General features: G+C 57.8%; 14 protein-coding genes. 4 read left to right on the top strand and 10 right to left on the bottom strand.

The window, feature by feature from the left end; all coding sequences use genetic code 11:
• Window positions 1–21: 21 nt before the first annotated feature.
• The 7 genes from O5O45_RS24980 to O5O45_RS24950 all read right to left on the bottom strand — a co-directional run bounded on the left by O5O45_RS24980 (window position 22) and on the right by O5O45_RS24950 (window position 5,960).
• The gene (locus tag O5O45_RS24980) at window positions 22–735 is read right to left on the bottom strand and encodes an EAL domain-containing protein (RefSeq protein ID WP_305902033.1); all 714 of its coding nucleotides are present in this window, start codon (window positions 733–735) and stop codon (window positions 22–24) included.
• Window positions 736–860: 125 nt separating this feature from the next.
• Window positions 861–1,730 (bottom strand): hypothetical protein, encoded by an 870-nt coding sequence (locus O5O45_RS24975; RefSeq protein ID WP_305902032.1) that lies wholly within the window; start codon window positions 1,728–1,730, stop codon window positions 861–863.
• A gap of 2 nt (window positions 1,731–1,732) precedes the next feature.
• Complete coding sequence (locus O5O45_RS24970; protein ID WP_305902031.1) at window positions 1,733–2,347, bottom strand: hypothetical protein; 615 nt, start codon at window positions 2,345–2,347, stop codon at window positions 1,733–1,735.
• A gap of 11 nt (window positions 2,348–2,358) precedes the next feature.
• Window positions 2,359–3,522 (bottom strand): glycosyltransferase family 4 protein, encoded by a 1,164-nt coding sequence (locus tag O5O45_RS24965; protein WP_305902030.1) that lies wholly within the window; start codon window positions 3,520–3,522, stop codon window positions 2,359–2,361.
• A 10-nt stretch (window positions 3,523–3,532) separates the two neighbouring features.
• Complete coding sequence (locus O5O45_RS24960; protein ID WP_305902029.1) at window positions 3,533–3,925, bottom strand: hypothetical protein; 393 nt, start codon at window positions 3,923–3,925, stop codon at window positions 3,533–3,535.
• A gap of 4 nt (window positions 3,926–3,929) precedes the next feature.
• Window positions 3,930–4,781, bottom strand: a complete 852-nt coding sequence (locus tag O5O45_RS24955) for a hypothetical protein (protein WP_305902028.1) — start codon at window positions 4,779–4,781, stop codon at window positions 3,930–3,932.
• Complete coding sequence (locus O5O45_RS24950; protein ID WP_305902027.1) at window positions 4,782–5,960, bottom strand: glycosyltransferase; 1,179 nt, start codon at window positions 5,958–5,960, stop codon at window positions 4,782–4,784.
• Window positions 5,961–6,238: 278 nt separating this feature from the next.
• Here O5O45_RS24950 and O5O45_RS24945 point away from each other — a divergent pair, with 278 nt between their 5' ends.
• Window positions 6,239–7,864 carry a methyl-accepting chemotaxis protein gene (locus O5O45_RS24945; RefSeq protein WP_305902026.1) on the top strand — a complete coding sequence of 542 codons (1,626 nt, stop codon included), beginning with the start codon at window positions 6,239–6,241 and terminating at the stop codon, window positions 7,862–7,864.
• Between the two features lie 69 nt (window positions 7,865–7,933).
• Here the strand turns inward: O5O45_RS24945 and O5O45_RS24940 are convergent, their stop codons facing one another.
• The 3 genes from O5O45_RS24940 to O5O45_RS24930 form a co-directional block, all read right to left on the bottom strand.
• Window positions 7,934–10,309 carry a glycoside hydrolase family 9 protein gene (locus O5O45_RS24940; protein WP_305902025.1) on the bottom strand — a complete coding sequence of 792 codons (2,376 nt, stop codon included), beginning with the start codon at window positions 10,307–10,309 and terminating at the stop codon, window positions 7,934–7,936.
• A gap of 114 nt (window positions 10,310–10,423) precedes the next feature.
• Window positions 10,424–12,658 (bottom strand): glycoside hydrolase family 6 protein, encoded by a 2,235-nt coding sequence (locus tag O5O45_RS24935; RefSeq protein ID WP_305902024.1) that lies wholly within the window; start codon window positions 12,656–12,658, stop codon window positions 10,424–10,426.
• Window positions 12,659–12,820: 162 nt separating this feature from the next.
• Window positions 12,821–14,431 (bottom strand): cellulase family glycosylhydrolase, encoded by a 1,611-nt coding sequence (locus O5O45_RS24930; RefSeq protein WP_305902023.1) that lies wholly within the window; start codon window positions 14,429–14,431, stop codon window positions 12,821–12,823.
• A gap of 710 nt (window positions 14,432–15,141) precedes the next feature.
• Between O5O45_RS24930 and O5O45_RS24925 the strand changes: the two genes are divergently transcribed.
• From O5O45_RS24925 to O5O45_RS24915, 3 genes are all read left to right on the top strand, one after another.
• The gene (locus O5O45_RS24925) at window positions 15,142–17,334 is read left to right on the top strand and encodes a marine proteobacterial sortase target protein (RefSeq protein ID WP_305902022.1); all 2,193 of its coding nucleotides are present in this window, start codon (window positions 15,142–15,144) and stop codon (window positions 17,332–17,334) included.
• Window positions 17,331–17,954, top strand: coding sequence for a class GN sortase (locus tag O5O45_RS24920; RefSeq protein WP_305902021.1), 624 nt, complete (start codon window positions 17,331–17,333; stop codon window positions 17,952–17,954). The genes O5O45_RS24925 and O5O45_RS24920 overlap by 4 nt, the downstream gene beginning before the upstream one ends.
• Window positions 17,955–18,635: 681 nt before the next feature.
• Window positions 18,636–20,243, top strand: coding sequence for an autotransporter domain-containing protein (locus O5O45_RS24915; protein WP_305902020.1), 1,608 nt, complete (start codon window positions 18,636–18,638; stop codon window positions 20,241–20,243).

Raw genomic sequence — 20,243 nt, 5'->3', positions numbered from 1 at the left:
CCTCGCCCATGACGGCTGAATTCAGAGGCCGTCGAAGATATCCGCTTGCGGATGAAACAGTGATTGAAACTGTGGCCTGGAAAAGTAATAGCCCTGTTGCAGATGAATCCCCAGATCCAGCAGCGCCCTGGCTTCATCCAGGGTCTCCACGCCTTCGGCGATGACGGTGATGTCCAGCTCCCGGCACACTTCCGTGATGGCTTTGATAATAGCCTGGCGCGGCTTGTGATGATGCAGCTCGCGCACCAGTTGCATATCCAGTTTGATGATGTCGGTCTCCAGTTCCGCCAGCAGATTCAAACCGGAATAGCCGGAGCCGAAATCATCGATGGCGACCAGAAACCCCTGTTTTTTGTATTCCTTAACGATCTCGCTGACATGAGGCAAGTCCTTGATTTGTTCGCCTTCAGTGAACTCGAAAATGATGCGCGATGTGGGGATATTGTGAACCCTGGCGCACTCCAGGGTGGTGCGAAGGCAGAGCTCGGCGCGGTACACCGCGTTGGGCATGAAATTGATGCTGACCCGCGTATTCAGGTTCAGTTTGGCGGTCAATTCGATGGCTTTGACCCGGCAGGCCTGATCGAAGCGGTAGCGATTGTTGTAATCGATCTGTCCCAGTATGGTCCCGGCGCTTTCATTGTTGACGCCTCGCACCAGGGCTTCGTGGGCGTACACGTTGCGCTCATGAAGACTGACGATGGGCTGGAACGCCATGGAAAAATCGAAGTTCAAACCTGCTCCATGCATGCACTCCGAACAGCTCAATGGTTTAAAATTATGCTGCGCCTTCATCCCCCGAAAGCCTCCCTTGGTGTTAGTCGCGACCTGTTGTCAGTTTAGTACAGTCGAAGGTTTTTTCAGGACGGATCCCCGCTTCCCGCACGCAGGGCGGCGGCCCGGGCGAACTGGTCATCGAAGCGGCGGGGAAAGGGCAGGAAGCGGTGTTTATGCCGGTATGGCTGCAATTGGCGCACTGTATTGAAGCCACAGGCGCTGAAGATGCGCTGCGCTTTGGCGAACCAGGGCGTGGCGGGATACACGCAGCGATGATCGATCTCGGCGGGCAGCGCATCCGGGCGCTGAGGCGACAGCAGCACCAGCTTGGGGGACACTTTTTCCATGGCGGCGCTGTCCTGGGCCAAGGCCGTCAGCTCCAGAATTTCCTCTGTCGAGCCTGCGTGTACTATCAGCCACAGCGGCGGTTCCGATGACATGGCGTGTGACGAATACGGCGCAGGATCAATAGGCGGATCGTTCAATCGCAGAGAGTCGATGCGGGCGCAGCAGGCGCTTAACGCCGCCATATGATCGTCGCGGAGCGGCTCCAGGCGGAAGCCCTGTTGATATCGGGGCAAGCTTCCACTTAGCAGCGCGCTGTAGCGATCCCAATGCAGCAGTCGGGCGCAATGGATCAGCTCCGCGCCTGCGGGAAAAGAGAAATCGCACAATTCACCCAACAGACCGCCGGGGAATGCGTCGATGATAATTTGGCGATAGGAGTTTTGCGCCAATGCGGCGGACAGCCAACGGCGCACCCCTGCGGGATCTTTGCTGATTTCCCGGGGCGCCCGCAGCGGGTGAAATTGGGGAGATAGAGGCGGCTCCGTCTGGTTCCAGGAGGAGCTCATCGCGAGAGTGACGGGATCATCCAGCCCAAGGGTATGAATCAGCGCCTGGGCGCGGGTGATATGACCCAGACCGCCCCCCAGCGCGTAGAAGAAGATCATGGCTATTGCCGCATCAGGATTTCCGCCATCAGGATATAGCGATACTCAGGCAGGATGCGCTCATCCAGCAGCAGGCCGTAGGCGGACGACAGGCGGAAGTCGTTGATGCGATAGCGTTCGTCCTTGTCCGCGTCTTTGACTTTGATCTCTTTCTTGTCCTGACTCAGTTGCGCCTGACCGATAAAAATCTCCGTCTCTCCTGATACGCGATACACCTTGAGCTTGTCGCCCTTCGCCTTGATCTTTACCGGGCGCTTTTCATCGCCGTTGACGACGACTTTCAGTTTTTCGATATCCCCTTTGACTTTGATCTCGCCATTGAGGCCATCCGCCCGCAGCTTGAAGTCGTCGCCCTTGCTTTTGACTTCCGCCACCAGCGCGCCGTTCGCGCCGTAATATTTACGTTTGTCGTCCTTCAGTCTGGAACTGAGGCGTGTCATGACGCCGTGATCCCGATAGCGGATGGCGAGGTCGTCATAGGACAACGTGAACTCCACCACCAGATCGCCGCGGTCATCTTCGACCGTGAGCGACTGTGCGGCCGCCTGATGGGCCCAGAGGGCGGTGAGCAACACCAGCCAAAGCATGCGCCAGGGTTGGAAAAGCGGATGAGACATACGGGTATTCCTCAAAGACTGTGCAGATGACTGACTTTCTGTTCCAGGGCGATGACCTCGCGGAACAGGGTTTCATAACGGCTGATTTCCGCCTCCAGATTCAGGCGTTGCGTGGCCAGCTCGCGGCAGGCCTTGGCCATCTCTTGCCGATGCGCCGGCGCGGCGGCGAAAGCGCGCTTGATAGCGGCGACGCAGGCGTCGGTCTGACCGGGTTCAAACAAAAATCCGTGCTGGTTATCCTCCAGCACGTCCGCCATGCCGCCGGCGCGGGACGCCAGCATGGGAACGCCAAGGGCGGCCGCCTCCAGCATGACGTTGGGCATACCGTCGTAGTAGGACGGGATGCACACGTAATCGCAGGCGAGGTAGTAAGGCAACAGCGCGTAACGGTCTGCGAAAGGAATATGGCTGTAATCCAGCTCCGGAGCGTTTTCGAGCTGCTCTTGCAGCATCGGCTCCATATCGCCCACCACCAGCAAGTGCGCCTTGTCCGCCAGACCTGAGCGCAGCAGCGCGTCGATGAAATAGTCGCCGCCTTTTTTGCGCTTGATGTGGCCGAACATGCCCAAGGTCAAACGCGCCTCGCCGCCGATGCGCTCCTGACGCAACGCCTGCGCCTGCTCGAAGTCGGATTGAATCGGGCTCCAGGAGGCGAGATCAATGCCGTTGGCGACCCATTCCACCGCGGCGCCTGGCCATAGATGCTGAATCTTGATGACTTTATCACGGCTTACCGCCGCCACCCGGGCGCAAGCGCGAATCGCCTTATCCAGTACGGCGGAGCGCTTGGGATCGAAGACCGCGGCGTCAAAATCGTTGCCGCGAATCAGCACCGACAACGGCTTCTGCAGCCAGGCGGAGTACACCGGACCCGCCAGCATCGGTACATAGCCGCCGAAAGCGACCACGCCGTCGTAACTGTCTGCGCCTAAGTGAGGCAGGGCGCACCAAAGTCGATTCAGGGTATGGCTGACGTCCGCTTCCAGTGGGCAGCGGATGTTGACTCCGCCCAGCTTGCGGTGAGCGTCCAGGTCGCTCCATTTGCTGCTGAAGTGGACCAGATCAATGCGCCAGCCCCGCCGACGCAATCCCGATACGATACGATCGCAGCTTTGCGCCATGCCGCCCTGTTGCGGGAAGTGGTTCTGGGTCAGCCAGAGTAAGGTTCCGGTCATAGCGTCGCCTTCAGCTGTCGAACAGGTCGGCGGAATCATCGTCGCCGCCCATGTTGTCCTGCATATCCAGCATGTCTGCGGCGCCGGCGAAAGCGGCCGCCTCGTCGGCGCCGAAGCCCTGCTCCGTCAGCATATCGGCGTCGCCGGTTTCGGTGTAATAATGCTGGCGATAACTGTAAAACCAGCGTGTGGCGATAGCGCCGTCGTCATCCATGTAATACTCCTCATCGCCGGTGTCGCTGTCGCCCTGTACCGCGCCGCACTCAGTGCACAGCATTTCGCCTTCCACAGGCATGGAATGCCGGAGGCACATGGGACGCTCACAGATGGAGCATTGCATGGCGGAGGGGGCTTCACATGGGCGCAGTACGAAAAACCCGGCTTTCACTTCACATTTTGTCATGGCATCACCCTACCGGTTTTAGGCTTTTATAAATCGCGGACACACCGACCAGAAACTCTTTAAGAGGCATTTTCTCGCCTGGGCGGGAACCGCCCGGCGCCTGGCGGCGACATCTGAGCACGCTTCTGCGCTCACCTTCTTTCTTGACCTGCGGCGCTGCTGCGCCGCGGCTGACTTGAGCCTGATAGCGATCATTCTTGTAACTCAGGCTGACGTCCATGCGGGTCTTGATCTTGTACTTGGTTTTCATTTTGATTTTGCCGCGCGGGTTGCGCTTGCGAATATTGCGGCGGCGCACCATATCCAGCACTTCCCAGTTCAGTACGCTGCCATCGGCGAGGCTGAGGCTGCCTTGAAACCAGGGATCGCTGAACATGGATTCCTCCACTTTGGGATATTTATTCCCGGCTTTGACAAAGTTAACGCGCTTTGACAGCAATTCCGGGCCCAGCAGATCCACTTTCAGTTTCAAGGGGGTTTCCGGATTGGCGTCCTGGCGCAGAATCGTCAGCAAAGGCAGCACGGAATCGCGCAGTCGATTGGGAATATCCTTGCTTTTTAATGTAAAGAAAGCGATGAGACTGAAGACGAAGGCGACCGCAAAACCGGCGGCGGCGGGAGGAAACTCGGCGACGAGGGAGCCGATAAAGCCCACCACCCACAGGGCGATAGAAATGCCTATCCATTTCCTGACGTTATCCCCGCTTTTGTCGCGGGCGGCCATAAAGCGTATGCGCTTGAGCCATTCGTCGATGCCAAACTCCCCTTCGAGTTTTTTCGTGCGCATGGCTTCACGAAGGTATTTTTTCAACTCTGGGGTGGGCGCTGGCGCCCCTTGTTGCTTTGCTTTAGCCATCTACTTCCCCGATATCAGTTCCACATGAATTTGTTGCAGCGCCGCATTGGCGTGGGACCACTGCAGTCCCTCCGCGATTTTGCGCTGCGCCGCCGCGCCCATTTGCGCCACGGTGTCCGGATAATCCAACAGCACCCGCAGTCCGCGAGCCAATTCCGCTGGCCGTTCCGGCGCCACCAGATAACCGTTCTCACGGTGCTCCACCAACTCCCGCACCACGGGGAGGTCGGAAGCGATTACCGGCACTCCCGCCCCCATGGATTCAAGAATCTTCAGCGGGCAACATCCTTGATCGATATTGCGGGCGCACTCTGTGAGCGGCGCCACGCTGATGTAGGCGTTGCTGACCCAGGGCGCCAGTTCTTCTTTGTTCAGACGATGCAGCCAGGTGATCCGCTCCGCCACGCCCAGTTTTTCCGCCAGTTTTTGATATCCCTTGGCGCGTCGGGATTTCACTGAACAACAGATCACCAGATGCAGGTCCGGGATATCCTGTAGTCTTTGCAGCGCCCGTAACAAAACATCCAGTCCCTGCCAAGGCTGCACCGCCCCAAAATATAAAATATAGCGCTTTGGCGCGTCTTCGGGGCGCGCATGGCCATGGTTAAGCTCCGTTCCATTAGGAATCACGCTGACGCGCTCCGGCGCCACGCCGCGTCGCGCCAGGTTGTCGCGGATGACGCCGGAGGGGACCACGATGCGATCCGCACGGGTCAGGCACTCGTCCTCCAGCGCGCGGATTTTCCCCAAAGTGGCGGCCCCTATTTTTGGGTAGGCCATGGGTAATTCCACGGAAGGCAGGCCGTTGACCTCGTAAATGGTGCGATAGCGTCCTGTGGCGCGGCGCACCAGTGGAATACCGCTCCATGGGTCGCGGAACTGGGCGATCTGCAGACTATCCTGCAACCCGTCTTCCAGCACGGCTTGCAGCTCGGCGCTGTACGCCAGCGCGCGATGCAGATAGTTGTCCAGCAAACGTCCGAAGCGCAGGATTTCCACCGCGCCTTCCCGTTGAAAGCGAGGTAAACGCTCATTTCCCAGCACATAGAGTAGCCCTCCGCCCGCGGCGTCGAACAAAGTTTGCGCAGCCTGTTGAATGTGTGTGGCGGCGCCTTTGGCGGAAGGGTAAACATCAAAAGCGGCGTATAGTGCGGGATGAGATTGCAGAGGTAGATTCACGTTGTTGCGCTTATTCCAATAGGCGGTTGCAGAGCGTTTTTTCTGAGGTTTGTTGAGGTTTTCTTACGCCCGCGCATGAGAGCGTTAGCGGATACTAGCAGAAACCGGCGTTGGGTCTCCACTCCACTACGGGACGATGGGCGCGCCGGGCGGAACCTCCCGCGTCGATGCGCTTTTTCGCAAGAGATATTTGTTTTTCCAGCAAATTCGGCTTTAAGAAACCAAATCCCTGTCTAGACTTAGAGAAAACGCTCATATTTTTTTCCGGGGTTGTGAACATGCACTTCAGACGTTTCAAAATCGGTCATCGCACCGCCGCCGGGTTTGTGGTCGCCCTCGCCTTTATTCTTGGTCTGGGCTTGTTTTCATTGAAGCAGATGTCGGCGATCGCGCAATCTTCCGCTGAAATTGCGGAGGACTGGTTGCCGCGCCAGCGGGTGCTCGGAGAGATCCAATCCTCGCTGAATTTTTTCCGCACCCAGGAACTGTTGCATGTGATGGCGGAGTTCAATCAGGAAATTATCGACGCCGATGAACGCATGAAAGCGGCGCAGAATAAGCTGGAAGGGTTGATGGCGGACTACAAAAAAATTCTGGAGTCCGAGCAGGAGAAAAACCTCTTTGAAACCCTCACCGCCTCCTGGAAGAGCTATCTGGAAACCCACGACGAAATGATTGGTTTATCCCGGGTGAAATTCAAGGAAGAGGCCCGCGAGATGATGACCGGGCCCAGCAATGAAAGACTGGAGCAGCTACGCAAGGTCTATGTGGACCTGTCTGACTACGTGGCGTCCGGCGCCGACTCCGCCAAAAGCCGCGCCAGCGAACTGTACGCCGCGACCAAGGAACTGATGATTATCGCTATCGCGCTGGCGGCGGTGATTACTTTCACCTTCGCGCTGGTGCTGACCCGCAGTATCAACAAGCCGCTGAAATCCGTGTTGTCCGCCGCGCGACGCATCGCCCGCAACGACCTTACCCAGACGATCGAAGTGGAAGGCCAGGATGAGATTTCCGACCTGCAGAAAGCGCTGGCGGAAATGCAGGATCGTTTGCGCAAAACCCTGCAGAAAGTGACCTCCGCCGCCGCTCAGGTGGCTTCCGCCTCGGAGAACCTGAACTCGCTGACGGAGGACGCCACCAACGCGCTGAATATGCAAAACAGTGAGATCCAGATGGCCGCCACCGCCGTCACGGAAATGTCCACCGCGGTGGACGATGTGGCCAAGCACGCCAACGATGCGTCAGAGGCCTCGCAAGCGGCGGAATCGGCGTCCACCAGCGGGCGTAAGCAGGTGGGCGAAACCAAGCAGTCTCTGGAAGAGTTGACCAATTCCGTCACCAGCACCGGGGAAGAGATTCAGGCGTTGGCCACACAGGTGGGTGAGATTAGCCGGGTGCTTGACGTGATCGGCTCCATCGCCGACCAGACTAACCTGCTGGCGCTTAACGCCGCCATTGAAGCGGCGCGGGCGGGGGAACAGGGCCGCGGCTTCTCGGTGGTGGCGGACGAAGTGCGCGCATTGGCCCATCGCACGCAGGAATCCACCCGTGAAATCACCCAGATGATCGACAATATTCAAAGCGTCACCCGTAACGCAGTGAACTCCATGACCGCCAGCAATGAGCACACGCATAAAACCCTGTCGCTGGCGGAAGCGGCGGATGGCGCCCTGGAAGAAATCATGCGTATGGTGGGACGCATCAATGAGATGAATCTGAGCATCGCCAGCGCGTCGGAAGAACAGGCGCATGTGGCCCGGGAAGTGGATCGTAATCTGGTGAATATCCGCGATGTGGCGGACCACACCGCGGAAGGCGCGCAGAAAACGTCGGCGGCGAGCCATGAACTGGCGGATCTCGCCCAGGACCTCAACGGTATCGTCGCCGGGTTTAAACTGTAGTCGACTTAGTTATTTCGTAGTCACCGCGCTCCGCCGCCTCTGCATGTCGAGGTGGCGGAGGCGTCTTTGCTAACGGCAGACGTCGCCTCTCACGGTTGGCGTTTGCGCCGCAGCGGACCCTTTCTGACCGACCATGCCGAACTCTACGTAAGCCCCGGGCTGGATGGTTTTATTCCAACTCAGATGACTCGCCTTGTAGGGATTTTGCCCGGATAAATTGGCGTTCCACTGATTGTTGATCTGGGTTCCGTCGCTGTATTTCCAGCTGACCTCCCATCCTTCAACCGGCGCCGATCCCTGATTATGAATGCGGATCAGCGCGACGAAGCCGCTGTTCCATTCGTTCTGCACAATGTATTCGCAAGCCCCTTGCGAGGGGACGTCCGCCAATGTCGCCTGTTGCGTCGCACTGCTTGCGCCGCCGCGACCGTCGGTGATCTTGAGAGTGACGTTATAGACCCCCGGTTCCGCGTAATCATGGCTGGCCGTCTTACCCGAGCCGACGGCGCCGTCGCCGAAGTCCCATTGATAGGTGAGCGAGTCGCCATCGGGGTCGCTGGAGGCGCTGGCGTCAAGACTCAGGGTCAGGCCGGAGGCGCTGATTGAGAATGCCGCCACGGGATCATGATTGGTATCCGGATCGGGGCCATCGCCGCCTTCCGCCAGATCATTGACGAATGCGAGGGCCCACACCAGCGCGCCGTTCCAGTTGATGGTGATTTCATTGGTGGACCAGGAGCCGATGTCGTCAATGAAACAGGTTTGCGGCTTGCTTTCGCAGCCGGATAACGCCGCTTTCGCCACGTCATCCTCCAATCCCGGGTTGGGTCCTCCCGCCAGCGCGCCGGGGGGCGCCCAGGGATAACTGCTATTCAGAACGCCGGCCCAAAAACGATGATGAGGCTGTTTAACAGCCTGAGCGCCATGTCCGGTGACATAGGACAGGGACAAGGCGTTGCGACCGAACAGGTAATCCACGGATTTCAGTGTGGCCTGGGCGTATTTGTCTTCGCCGGTGAAATCATAAGCCAGCGCAGTGATGGCCAGCTTGTTGGCGAGGGCGTTATTGGAGCCCCAGTAATACTCCTCGTCCCCCAGTGGCAACAGATACCCTTGTGAATCAATGACAGCGACCAGCTTGTCCGCCAGCGACACCAGCGTTCCTCGGGCCTGCTCGCGCAAGGTCGCGCTGTGATCGCCGGGAACCATGGCCAGGGACATCAGGGCGGGAATGCGGGTTTGCGGCCAGGCCCAGTCCGGCGCCAGATCTTCATCCCACTGAATGTCGGTCCTGTAGCTGGCGTCGCCGGTGGTGACGAACAACTCCGCCGCCGCCCAGACGAATTCATCGCTAACGTCCTGATCGCCATATCCGCCGCCGCCATTGTTGAAGTCGTCTTTGTAGATGACATCGGGATGCTGCTTGGCGGCCTGCCAGGCCCGTTGCGCCGCTGTCAGACAGCGGGCGGCAAAATCCGGATCGATGTCTTTCCAAATCCGCGCGCTTTGCGCCGCCGTGGCGGCCAGATTCAGGGTGGCGGCGGTGGAGGGGGGAACCAGATAACGCTGACGCGGATCTTCGTGAGGCGCCAGCGGCAGGCCGGTCCAGTTTTCATCATGCATTTTGTGGTGAACCATACCGGCCAGGGCTTCGCCTTCAGGAACCTGCATCGCCAGCAGGAACTCCATCTGCCAGCGGGCTTCATCCAGCAGGTCGGGGACGCCGTTGCCGCTTTCGGGAATGTTCAAGGTTCCGTCTGCGAAAGCGTCCTTATGCTTGCCGAAGTATTGATTGCGTTCATAGGCGCTCAACAGCTTCCACACGGAAATGCCGCCATTGACGACGTATTTGCCGTGATCGCCGGCGTCGTACCAGCCCTTGGAAACATCCAGCGAGTAATTGCAGGTTCCCGGCCAGCAGGGGACGTTGTAATCCCCCAGATTGGGCGCTACGCCGATATGTCCCGCCGGGCGCGCCAGTTTGGCGTCCGGCGCATAGCTGCTGCGTCCGCCGCCGGTAAACTGGGGTTCGATCTCAATGCCGCTGCGATTGTGATAGTAGTAGCGGATGGCGTCGTACAAAGGGCCGGAAAATACCTGTTCGTCAATGGCGAAGGGATAACTGCGGTCGCCGCCGACCTTCAGTTCATAGCCTTCTCCTTCGATATCCACATTGGAAAAATCGATCTGGTGCAGACGCTCGCCGGAAGCGGCGTCGGCGCCTTTGGGTGTGGTCCTGTCAGAAGCCACCAGGGCGCCATTGCGCCATAACTCCCAGGTCTGCGCTGTGTCGTTTGCGGTGGCGTACACGGCGACTTTGGGCGCCTCCGGCAGATAGCCGCGTTGGTTGACGCGGGGGTTGCCGTCGGCGGCATAAGCCTGGACCGGCGTCATGGCGGCCAGGGCCAGACTTATGGAACTTAATAAAAACATTGGCGTGCGCATAATCAGCGTCTCCTTTTCGGGTTCTTTGTTGGTCCTCAGGCGATCCTCCTTGATCGCCCTGTTTTTTAGGTATGTGTCAGCGAACCGGATAACCGGTCTGACGTGTTATTCGATTTATTCAATCGGCGGATAGGCATTCTCCACCAGCATGCGGAACTGCTCATGGAACCAGTGTCCCGCCGCTGGCGCGCCTGCTTTAGCGCCGGTAGGGTAGCCGGACTTGCCGATGTAATCGGGGCTGCACATGGGGTCGAAGCTCTTGCCTTCGTCATCCGGCGTGGTTTGCGATGGATCGCTGGTTCCGTCTGATTCGCCGGGGGGCTTGATCCAAACGAAAGCGTCCACCGGCGCATCGGCGCCGAATGGCGTGGCGCGGGGACGTTCGCCCACCCCGGCGCCGTCAGCGTTACACCAGTTGCCGCGATGGAAGCGACGATCCAGACGGGCGGCGGCGACATAGTTGTCCACAGTGCTGGCGGAGGCGTCCGGCCCCGTGGGGCGCTCGTCTCCACCCCAGCCGTTGCGGCTGGTGTCGATCAGCAGGCCGAGATCGCTGGAGAAGCCGGCGTTGACGAAGGCTTGATGCAGGTTGTCGGCAAAGCCTTTTTCGTCGAATTGAGGGTTCCACTCATAGAACTTGGAAGAGCGAACTTCCTGCCCGTTGATGCGCAGGCTCGGATCAGGCAGATAGACTTCCTCTGTTGGCGTGTAGTTGGCGACGTTGGAAACGAATCCGTCAATGACGCTCAAATCGCCGCCGGCAGCGCCTTTGACCACTTGCGTAAATAACTGCACGGCGGGGCCGAAGTTACTCTCCCAGCCCAGCCAGCCGGAATGGGCGATATCCAGATAGAGATAGACATTAGGCAATTGCGACAGGCGGCTGATGGCGTACTGCACCCCGTCGACGTAAACGCCGTTTTGAGCCACCTTGGCGCACTCGGGAATATCGCGGTTGGTGACCAGGTTCGGCAGCGAGTCCGGTTCGATCACCGTGACGATACGGATATCGCGGAAGCGAGGGTCGGACATGACGTCATAGATCACGTCAATGTAGTCAGACTTGTAAATCGCCAGGCCATTCTGATCTGAATGCAGCGTGCCGTTGGAGGCCAAGGCGGCGCAATCCCGATCCGGCAGGTTGTACACCACAAAGGTGGCGGTGATGGGCTCATCGCCGTCTTTTTGCGCCAGCGCCGCTTCCAGATGCTGTTCAAGGCTCAGACGGCCGCCGTTGACGTCGCCGCCGTAGATAGCGTCGATACGGTCCAGCCAAACCGCAGTGGGCGTGTCTTTCAATATCGTCATTTTCGCGGCCATGGAGGCATCCACCTTGGCCATGGAGGCGTCCACCTGTTTCGCGTAATCCGGGTTGATGTAGGCTGTGGCGCCGGCGAAGGGATTGTTGACGTGTTCATGGGCGTCGCCGGGATCTGTATTTCCTTCTTCCACGGTGACGTTCTTGACGGCGCTATCGCTTTGTTCGCCATCGCTGACGGTGAGCTTGATGCTGTAGGTTCCCGCTTCTTCATAAGTATGAGTGGCGCTGACGCCGGAGGCAGTGGTTCCGTCACCGAAATCCCAAACATAGGTAAGACTCTCGCCCGTCGATGCGGCGGCGTTGACGCTGACGGTTTTATCCACCACGCTGCTGGTGAAGCTGGCTTCGACCGGGTCCGCCGTATCCGGCTGTTTCACGCGAATGCTCTGGGAAGCAGTGACGGACGCTGAGCCATCGCTGACGGTCAGGGTGACGTTGTAGTCGCCAGGAGTAGCATAGCTGTGGGAAACCTTGACGCCCGTCGCGCTGGAGCCGTCGCCAAAGTCCCATTGATAACTGAGCGCGTCATTGTCCGGATCGCTGGAAGTGGATGCGTCGAACGTCACTGGCAGCGGCGCGTCGCCGGCGCTGACGGAGGCGGTGAAAGCGGCGACAGGAGGATGGTTACCCGGCGCGCCGTCATCATCGCAGATATCTCCGGTGACGACGGGAACTGGCGCAGTTGCGCCGCCTTTGCTGCCCTGCATGCCGAACTCAATGGTCTGGCCAGGGGCGATACGTCCGTTCCAGCTCATATTGGCGGCCCGATAGGGATTGTAGCCGGATAACTGGGCGCTCCAGGAATTGCTCAGCAGCGAGTCGTCGTCATAACGCCAGGCGACGTCCCAGCCATCGATTTCGTCAGGGCCTGTGTTGGTGATCTTGATCAGCGCCACGAAGCCGCTGTTCCATTCATTCTGCACCACATACTCGCACTTGGCGGCCTGTGCGAGGGGACTCTGCACGGCGGCGAATCCCAGGGAAAGAGCGGCGGCAAGGCCGTATCCCGATTTCATTGAAAGTGTCATTGGCGTTCCCTTTTAGGAGAATTAAGTCAGTCCGATATTCAAGCTTTTCGCTTTGTCGTTAAGGGCGCGGTGCGCCAGAAAAGCGCCATTGGGCGCTATGGGCGGCGGCAATACCGCTGAACTCGCCGCCACAAATTGAAACCAGCAAAAATGCCGCATGCCTTAGCTCGATCCGCACTGGATGACGCGAGGTACGCTGGCGGCGTCGCCTTTGACGCCCTGCATGCCAAACTCCACGCTGGCCCCAGGAGGAATCACCGCGTTCCAACTCAAATTGGAGACGTGATAAGGGTTCTCGCCGGATAACTTGCCGTTCCACACGTTGACGATGCGGGTTTCGTCCTCGTAGGCCCAGCCCGCTTCCCAGCCATGCAAGGGCGTTGCGCCTGTATTGGTGATGCGCATGGATGCGATAAAACCGGCGCCCCACTCGGCGCCCCTCTCATTGACGAGTCTGTAGTCGCAACTGGCTTTGGCGTCAGGGGATGCTTCCACGCGTATGTCCACGCGCGCGGGAGTCGAACTTAAGCCGTCTTCGTCAAAAGCGACGTAGGTGAAGCTATCCTCGCCGACAAAGCCGGGCGCGGGAGTGTAAGTCCAGAAACGGTCGGCGCCGACGAGCATGCCGTGGCGGGGCTGGGCGTCGATTTGAAAGGAGGAGACAGCCCCGTCCGCATCATTGCCGAAAAGCGCTATGTCGAGAGAATGTCCTTGTGTGACTTGCAGGGACTGAGGAAGCGTTTTAGGGGGCTGTGGCCCGGTTTCTCCGCCGGTGAAAACACTGGCTGGCCTGGCGGTGGCGCGGATGCCGTAGGCGCTGTTGATGAGGAAATCTCCCCAGGGAGTCAGGCGGCTGGCGTCAAAATCATGGGTAATGTCCAGTGATTCCGTACCGCCGCTGTTGCCCGACCAGGACCAGCCCAGGTAACCGATGCGATAAAAATCCGCCAGCTCCATGATGGCGGCTTCATCCACTGCTTCCCCTTGATGATCGGCGCCAAACTCTCCCACCACCAATGGCAACTTGTGAACATTGACGAAGGTGGACAGATAATTGTCGATTTTGCTGCGCTCTGCGTACACCTGATACATATGCACGCTGAACACCAGGTTTTGTAGCGGATCTGCGGCGAAGACGTCCGGCGCTTGCTGTAGCATGGTTTCCCGCCAGTCCTGACCCCAGGTGGGAGCGTCGACCATCAGCGTGTGGGTGAAGCCCGCATCGCGCAGACGCTGGATCGCTTCTTTGTGAATCTGCGCCCAGGCGGTGGTGGGGACATTGTTGCCCAGGGGCTCATTACCGATATTGATGATGACGTAATCTTCCTGGCCCATGAGGGTGTCTTGAATGCTCAGCCAGTAATCCACGGCGGCGGACAATGGCGCCGCTTCCGGCTTTTCGCCATAACCGGTGACGTCATGCACCTCCAGTACGGCGATCATTTTTCTGGCTTTGCATTTGGCGATGATGCGCGCGACTTCCTCGGCGGAAGTGCTGGGCCATTGGTGGCCGGAGCCCAGGACGATGCGTACAGCGTTGGCGCCTGCGGCGGCGATGTCGTTTAACGCTTGCTCCGTGCGATAGGCGTACCAGACATGAGGGTGGTTGATCCCGCGTATAACGAAAGGCTTGTTGAAGCCATCCAACAACTGTCCTTCGTGCACGTGGAAACCGGCGTAAGCGCCCGGTGACGCCAGCGTCGCCGCCAGACAGCCCAGCAGTAACCGGCGCGGTTTGCAGCGGGTTAGTCTTTTTAATAGCTTTCCTTTCATAAAAGATTCCTTATCACCTGGTCGCCCTTGATCAATGGAAATATCGAGAGGAGCGGTGAATATGAAAATGTTTTCAACACATCTCATGAATTCCCTGCGCGTAACGCATCTTTTTCCGTCTCTTCCGCAGTCTTTCCTGAGTCATGAAATATATTGGTATTACAGTGGTATCTGACTAATTTCCTAAGCTACGCAGGATGTTTAGTCTAGACACTTGTCTTTTTGAAAACGTTTTCAAATTGATTTCAAAAAAATGCCCGAATCGAAGGGCTTTAACAGTAAAAATCCTAGACCCAGGTCCCCAATCCCGCAATAGACACTTTGGGTTAGGTTTTATGGGTGGCGCTTGAGAGATATCTCACACGCTTTGCAGACAAGTCGGCTATCTCCCAAACGGCGAGATGACTAGTATAGAAAGCGTAGGGACACGGATGCCAAAGTAAGGAAACGCAGCAAGGAGGCGACAAGGACGATCTTAGTCAAAAGGAAAGGATCAGGAAGGCATCAAAATCAAAAGGCGCGGCAAGGAGCTGCGCCTTTTCTTTTACGTTCAAAAACATGAACTTGAAGTTTTCTCCAGGCCATTATTCCCCTCGCCACAATTCGTCATAATTCATCCTTTCCCATGCCTTAATTGGCCCGGTGGCCGCCTTTTGTGAGCCACATACTGCACGCACGCTTCGCTCTAAAAGAAAAAAAGGAACGCCTGCATGCTAAACGCAACCTATGTCCATGCCTCCTTGTATAGAAGATGGATGGTTTTCGCCTTGCTCTTATCGACGCTTTGTTGGACCAGCCTCGCCCGTGCGGTGAATGGCGACTGGTCTGATGTCGGCTCTGGGGAATTGTTCTTCCTGGAAAACGACGCCTCCTCACCGAACTATCTTCCCGCCGTCACTTTGTCCACCAGCTACGACGCTAATGTGGCGGGCCTGATCGCCACGACGGAGATGACGCAAACATTCCGTAATGACTCTCAGCAATGGCGGGAGGCGGTGTACGTGTTCCCATTACCGGAGGACGCTGCGGTATTCAGCATGGAGATGCAGGTGGGAGACCGGCGGATTATCGGCAAGATCGAAGAAAAGCAGAAAGCCGAAAAAGTGTATCAACAGGCGAAAGCTGACGGAAAAAGGGCGGCGGTTGTGCATCAGCAGCGACCGAACCTGTTCACCCATAAGTTGGCGAACATTGGCCCTGGCGAGATGATCACCCTGACGCTGCGTTATCAGCAGAATATCAGCTATCGCTCTGGCGCATTCTCTTTGGCTTTGCCGTTGACGGTGACGCCGCGTTACATACCGGGATCGTCAGCGGCGCCTGCCTGGTCCGAAGAAGATAAAACCCGTCTGCGCAACGAGTTGCGCTCTCATGAGCGCACGCTGATTAACGACAGCGGCTGGGCGCCGGCGACGGATCAGGTGGCGGATGCCCCGGAAATCACGCCGCCGACAATTATGGCGGAGGATTTGGCCACGCCTTCCCATCAAACGCGTATCCGCGTGCATCTGAACCCCGGCCTGCCTTTGGAGTCAATTGAGAGCGCTACGCACCGCATTCAATGGGTGCAACAAACCAATGGTTACGAAGTGTCTCTGGAGTCGAATAAAAACATTCCCATGGATCGGGACTTCACGCTGACCTGGCGGGTGCGCCAGGGGGCGGAGCCGGAGGCGGCGCTATTCAAAGAGGTGGTGGGCGATGATGTATACGCGCAGTTGTTGTTGATGCCGCCGCAGTTTTCTGATGAAGGCTTGAGTCTGCCACGAGAGTTGGTCTGGGTGATTGATACATCTGGATCCATGGAGGGCGTATCTATTCAGCAGGCGCGTGAGGCGTTGCTGCAAGCGCTGGATACGTTAACGCCGCGAGACCGCTTCAATGTGATTGAGTTCAACTCCAGCGCCCGCAAACTGTTTCCACAAGCAGTGCCCGCTCAGGAACGCGCACTGCAACAGGCGCGGCGCTTTGTGAGGGATCTCAAGGCTGATGGCGGCACTGAAATCGCTGAGGCTCTGGATCGCGCTCTGAGCGATGCGGCTCCGGAAGGCTATGTGCGTCAGGTTGTGTTTTTGACTGACGGTAGCGTTGGCAATGAAATGGCGCTGTTCAAGCAGATTGATCAGCAGCTGGGTGACTCGCGCTTGTTCACCGTAGGCATCGGACCATCGCCCAATCGCTTTTTCATGCGTAAGGCGGCGCAATTCGGCCGGGGCGCGTATAGCCACATCAACGATACATCGGAAGTCAGCCTCAAGATTGCGGAGTTGAGCGACGCCTTGCGGCAACCGGCGTTGCGGGATGTGCGCCTGGAGACCCCAGTGACGCCGAACGCTGAAGTCTATCCTGTGGCGATTCCTGATCTGTATCGCGGCGAGCCGGTGCAACTGCTGTTTAAAGTAGAAGACGGCGCCGGGATGTCGGAGCTACCCGCCTCGATCCAGGGATACGGCGTGGGATTGCTGCAGGACGAACAGCCACTGTGGTTACGCAGTCTGGACCTGCAACAGGCGGCGCCGAGTCAAGGGGTGGCGCGGGCTTGGGCGCGTCACAAGATTGACCACTGGCTGGATCGCAAAAGCATGGGGGAGTCTGAAGAAAGTGTGCGAGACACCGTGCTGCCGCTGGCCTTGGATTTCGCTTTGATGAGCCCCTACACCAGCTTTGTCGCGGTGGAGGAGACGCCGGCGCGTCCTAGAAACAGTGAGCTGGAGAGTGATGCGATTCCCAATTTGGCGCCGCAGGGCCTGTCTCCGAACATGGCGCGTATGCCCAGAACAGCGACCGCTTCGCCGCTGATGATTCATGTGGGCGTATTCTGCCTGACGGTGGCGGGCTTGTTGGGCTGGAGGGATTTACGGGAGCTGAGACATCGTAAGCATCGCTTCGGGAGGCGCGTATGACTTTGTCGAAGCGCGCTGCCGCGTTGATATTTCTACTTGTCGGCGCCGTGAGTCTGGGCGGCGGCGGATATATCCAGGCCAAGGCCTGGCTCGCTCAAATACTTCTGGAGCAGGCGTGGCGGGATACTCTGGCGGCCCGCGCTTTCTCAAGTGATGAAGCTGTGGCTTACAAACCCTGGCCCTGGGCGGATACTTATCCGGTGGGGCTCATGGAGGCGCCGCGTTTGGCGGCGCGTTGGGTGGTGCTGGAAGGCGCCAGTGGACGCAATCTGGCGTTTGGCCCGGCTCATATGGAGGCCAGCGCGGTAGTGGGCGAACCAGGCATGGCCGTGGTCAGCGGTCACCGCGACACTCATTTTCTGGCGCTGCGCGATCTGCGTGAGGGCGATGTCGTGCGCTGGCAGACGCCAGCCGGCCAATGGTTGGAGTTCAGCGTTACCGGTTCCGAGGTGGTGAATGCCGATGAAGTGATGCTGGCGTTGCCCGGAACGGACTCCGCATCTTCCTTTATGTCGCCGCGTCTGGTGCTGACGACCTGCTACCCCTTTGACGGCCCGGTAGGCGGCCCGCTGAGGAAGTTGTACTATCTGGAGCCCGCCCCTCAGACGGCTGCGTTATAGATGAAAAACAGAGGCTTACGATCGCGCTGTAAGAAATGGCCCGGCGAGGGTGAGACATGTCTCAAGACAATGAGAGAATGTCTTACAACAGATAGCGGATATGTAGCCTGTTGCGACTCGGGGCGGCTGACTAATATAGAAAGCGTAGGGACACACATGAGACGTAAGGACACGATGCAGGGAAGCAACAAGGATGAATAACGAGCCATAAGGAACGGCAAGGGATGCATCTGATGCGGAAGCGCGGCATGGAAGCCGCGCTTTTTATTTCAGCCCGGCTCGGGCGCCTTTTTCTGTCACGTTTTAACCCTCCGTCAGGCTCGTATTCATCGGCCTTGAGAGAACCGCTTCCCATTCCTGTCATTTTTAATCCCGCTTCTGTAGAGTTAATGTAAATTTTCGTTAACTTTTATGACGCCTTTGCATACAATCCCTCGCTATAGGTGATTGATAAAGCCACTAATTTAAAAGTGGCGGTTGCTATAGCCGGTTTAAGCAATCGGTTACGGAGTGTGGTGACAATACGGAAGTTGAAGGGTTAATCACTTTATCGCCCTCAAAATAATCACAATTTCAGTTCACACTCACTTTCCACCCTGCACGATGAGGCTGCGCCAATTAGGGCGGGTTTTTCTGCGGGCGCGCGCCGCCACCACAAATAGTTTTAGATCAGGGTGTCAGATGATCAGATTCGTATCTCGTGTATTGCATGCCGGTTTGACTTCCAGAAGCGCCATTCTCGTGGGCTCATGTATTGTGTCGCAGTCATTGTGGGCGACTCCTCCCAGCGCAGTGGATGATTCGCGCACTATGGCCTCTGACAGCAGGCTCACCATCAATGTACTGGCGAATGACTTTGACTCCGATGGCGACGCTATCAGACTGGTTAGCGTTGGTTCGCCAGATAACGGCTCCACCACCGCCAATGCGGACGGCAGCGTGCGCTATATCCCCAATTCAGGCTTTATCGGCACTGATACTTTTACATATGTCATTGAAGACGACGCGGAACCCGCTACCCGCTCTACCGCCACGGTCACCGTCACCGTCGTCGACAGCTCCGTGACGCCTTTGGCTGATGGAGACAACGATCGCAAGGTCGCGCAAGCCTTTGAGGGCGCCTGTAGCAGCTTGAACTCCCAGACGGATGATGAAATTTCCGCCGGCGGCAGTCTGCTGTTGGCCCGATGCGAAGGGCTTTCCCAGTTAGGCATCAATAACCCTGAATTGGTGGCGGAAGCGCTGAATAAGATCGCGCCGGAAGAAACCTCTTCGCAGATGCGTAATTCCGCCTCCTCCAGCCGCTCGCAAAGCAGCGCAGTCAGCCAGCGTCAGAAACTGTTGCAGAATGGCGCAACGGGCTTCTCTTTAAATGGCGTGGCCTGGAATGGTGCCGCCAGCGGCGGTGCAGCGGGTGAAGAATCCAGCCCCTGGTCGCGAGTAGGCGTGTTCGCCAATATTCAAAGAGAAGGCGGTGAATACGATAAAACTGGCCTGGAAAACGGCTATGACTATTCCGGCGTAGTGCTGACCCTGGGCGCAGATTACGCGTTGCGTCGGGATTTGTTTGTCGGCGGCGCCTTCGGTTGGACTCATACGGGCGTTGATTACGCCAACCAGGGCGGAGAACTGGATACGGATATTTATACTTTCCTCGGTTACGCCAGCTATTTCGTGGGCGATTTCAGTTTTGACGTGCAGATGGGGTACGGCGCGACCCGTTTTGACTCCAAACGTCGCATCGCCTACTCCGATCCCACTGGCGATGTCGACGTCACTGCTGTCGGTAATACCAGCGGCGACCAATTCCTTTTCAATACCCGTGCGGAATGGCAGTGGTCGCACAATGCGCTGACACTGAGCCCCTATGTGCGTTTAGATTATCTGAACAGCAACATCGACGGTTACGGCGAGAATGGCGCAGGCGGTCTGAATATGACCCTTAGCGAGCAACGTATTGATCAGTTGACGCTGGCGGCGGGTGTGCAGGGAACCTATGCCATCAGTCGCGACTGGGGTGTATTGATTCCTTCCTTCCAGCTTAGCGCTCTGAGTGAGATTCATTCTGACCGCGATGCGGTGACGGGACGCTTTTCCTACGACCCTGATCCGAACAATCGCTTTAATCTGCAAGCGGACTCCGAAGAGTCGCTGTTCTATCAGGCCGGTGTAGGAGCCACGGCTGTGTTGCCTCATGGCCTGTCAGTGTTTTTGGAATATCAGCAGATATTCGGATACGAGCATCTCACTGCCTATCAGGTGCAGACCGGCGTGAGATACGAGCTATAA

Source organism: Hahella sp. HNIBRBA332 (genome assembly GCF_030719035.1).
Taxonomy (GTDB): domain Bacteria; phylum Pseudomonadota; class Gammaproteobacteria; order Pseudomonadales; family Oleiphilaceae; genus Hahella.
Note: the sequence above shows the minus strand (reverse complement) of the source record. Positions and strands in the feature narration are given on the sequence as shown.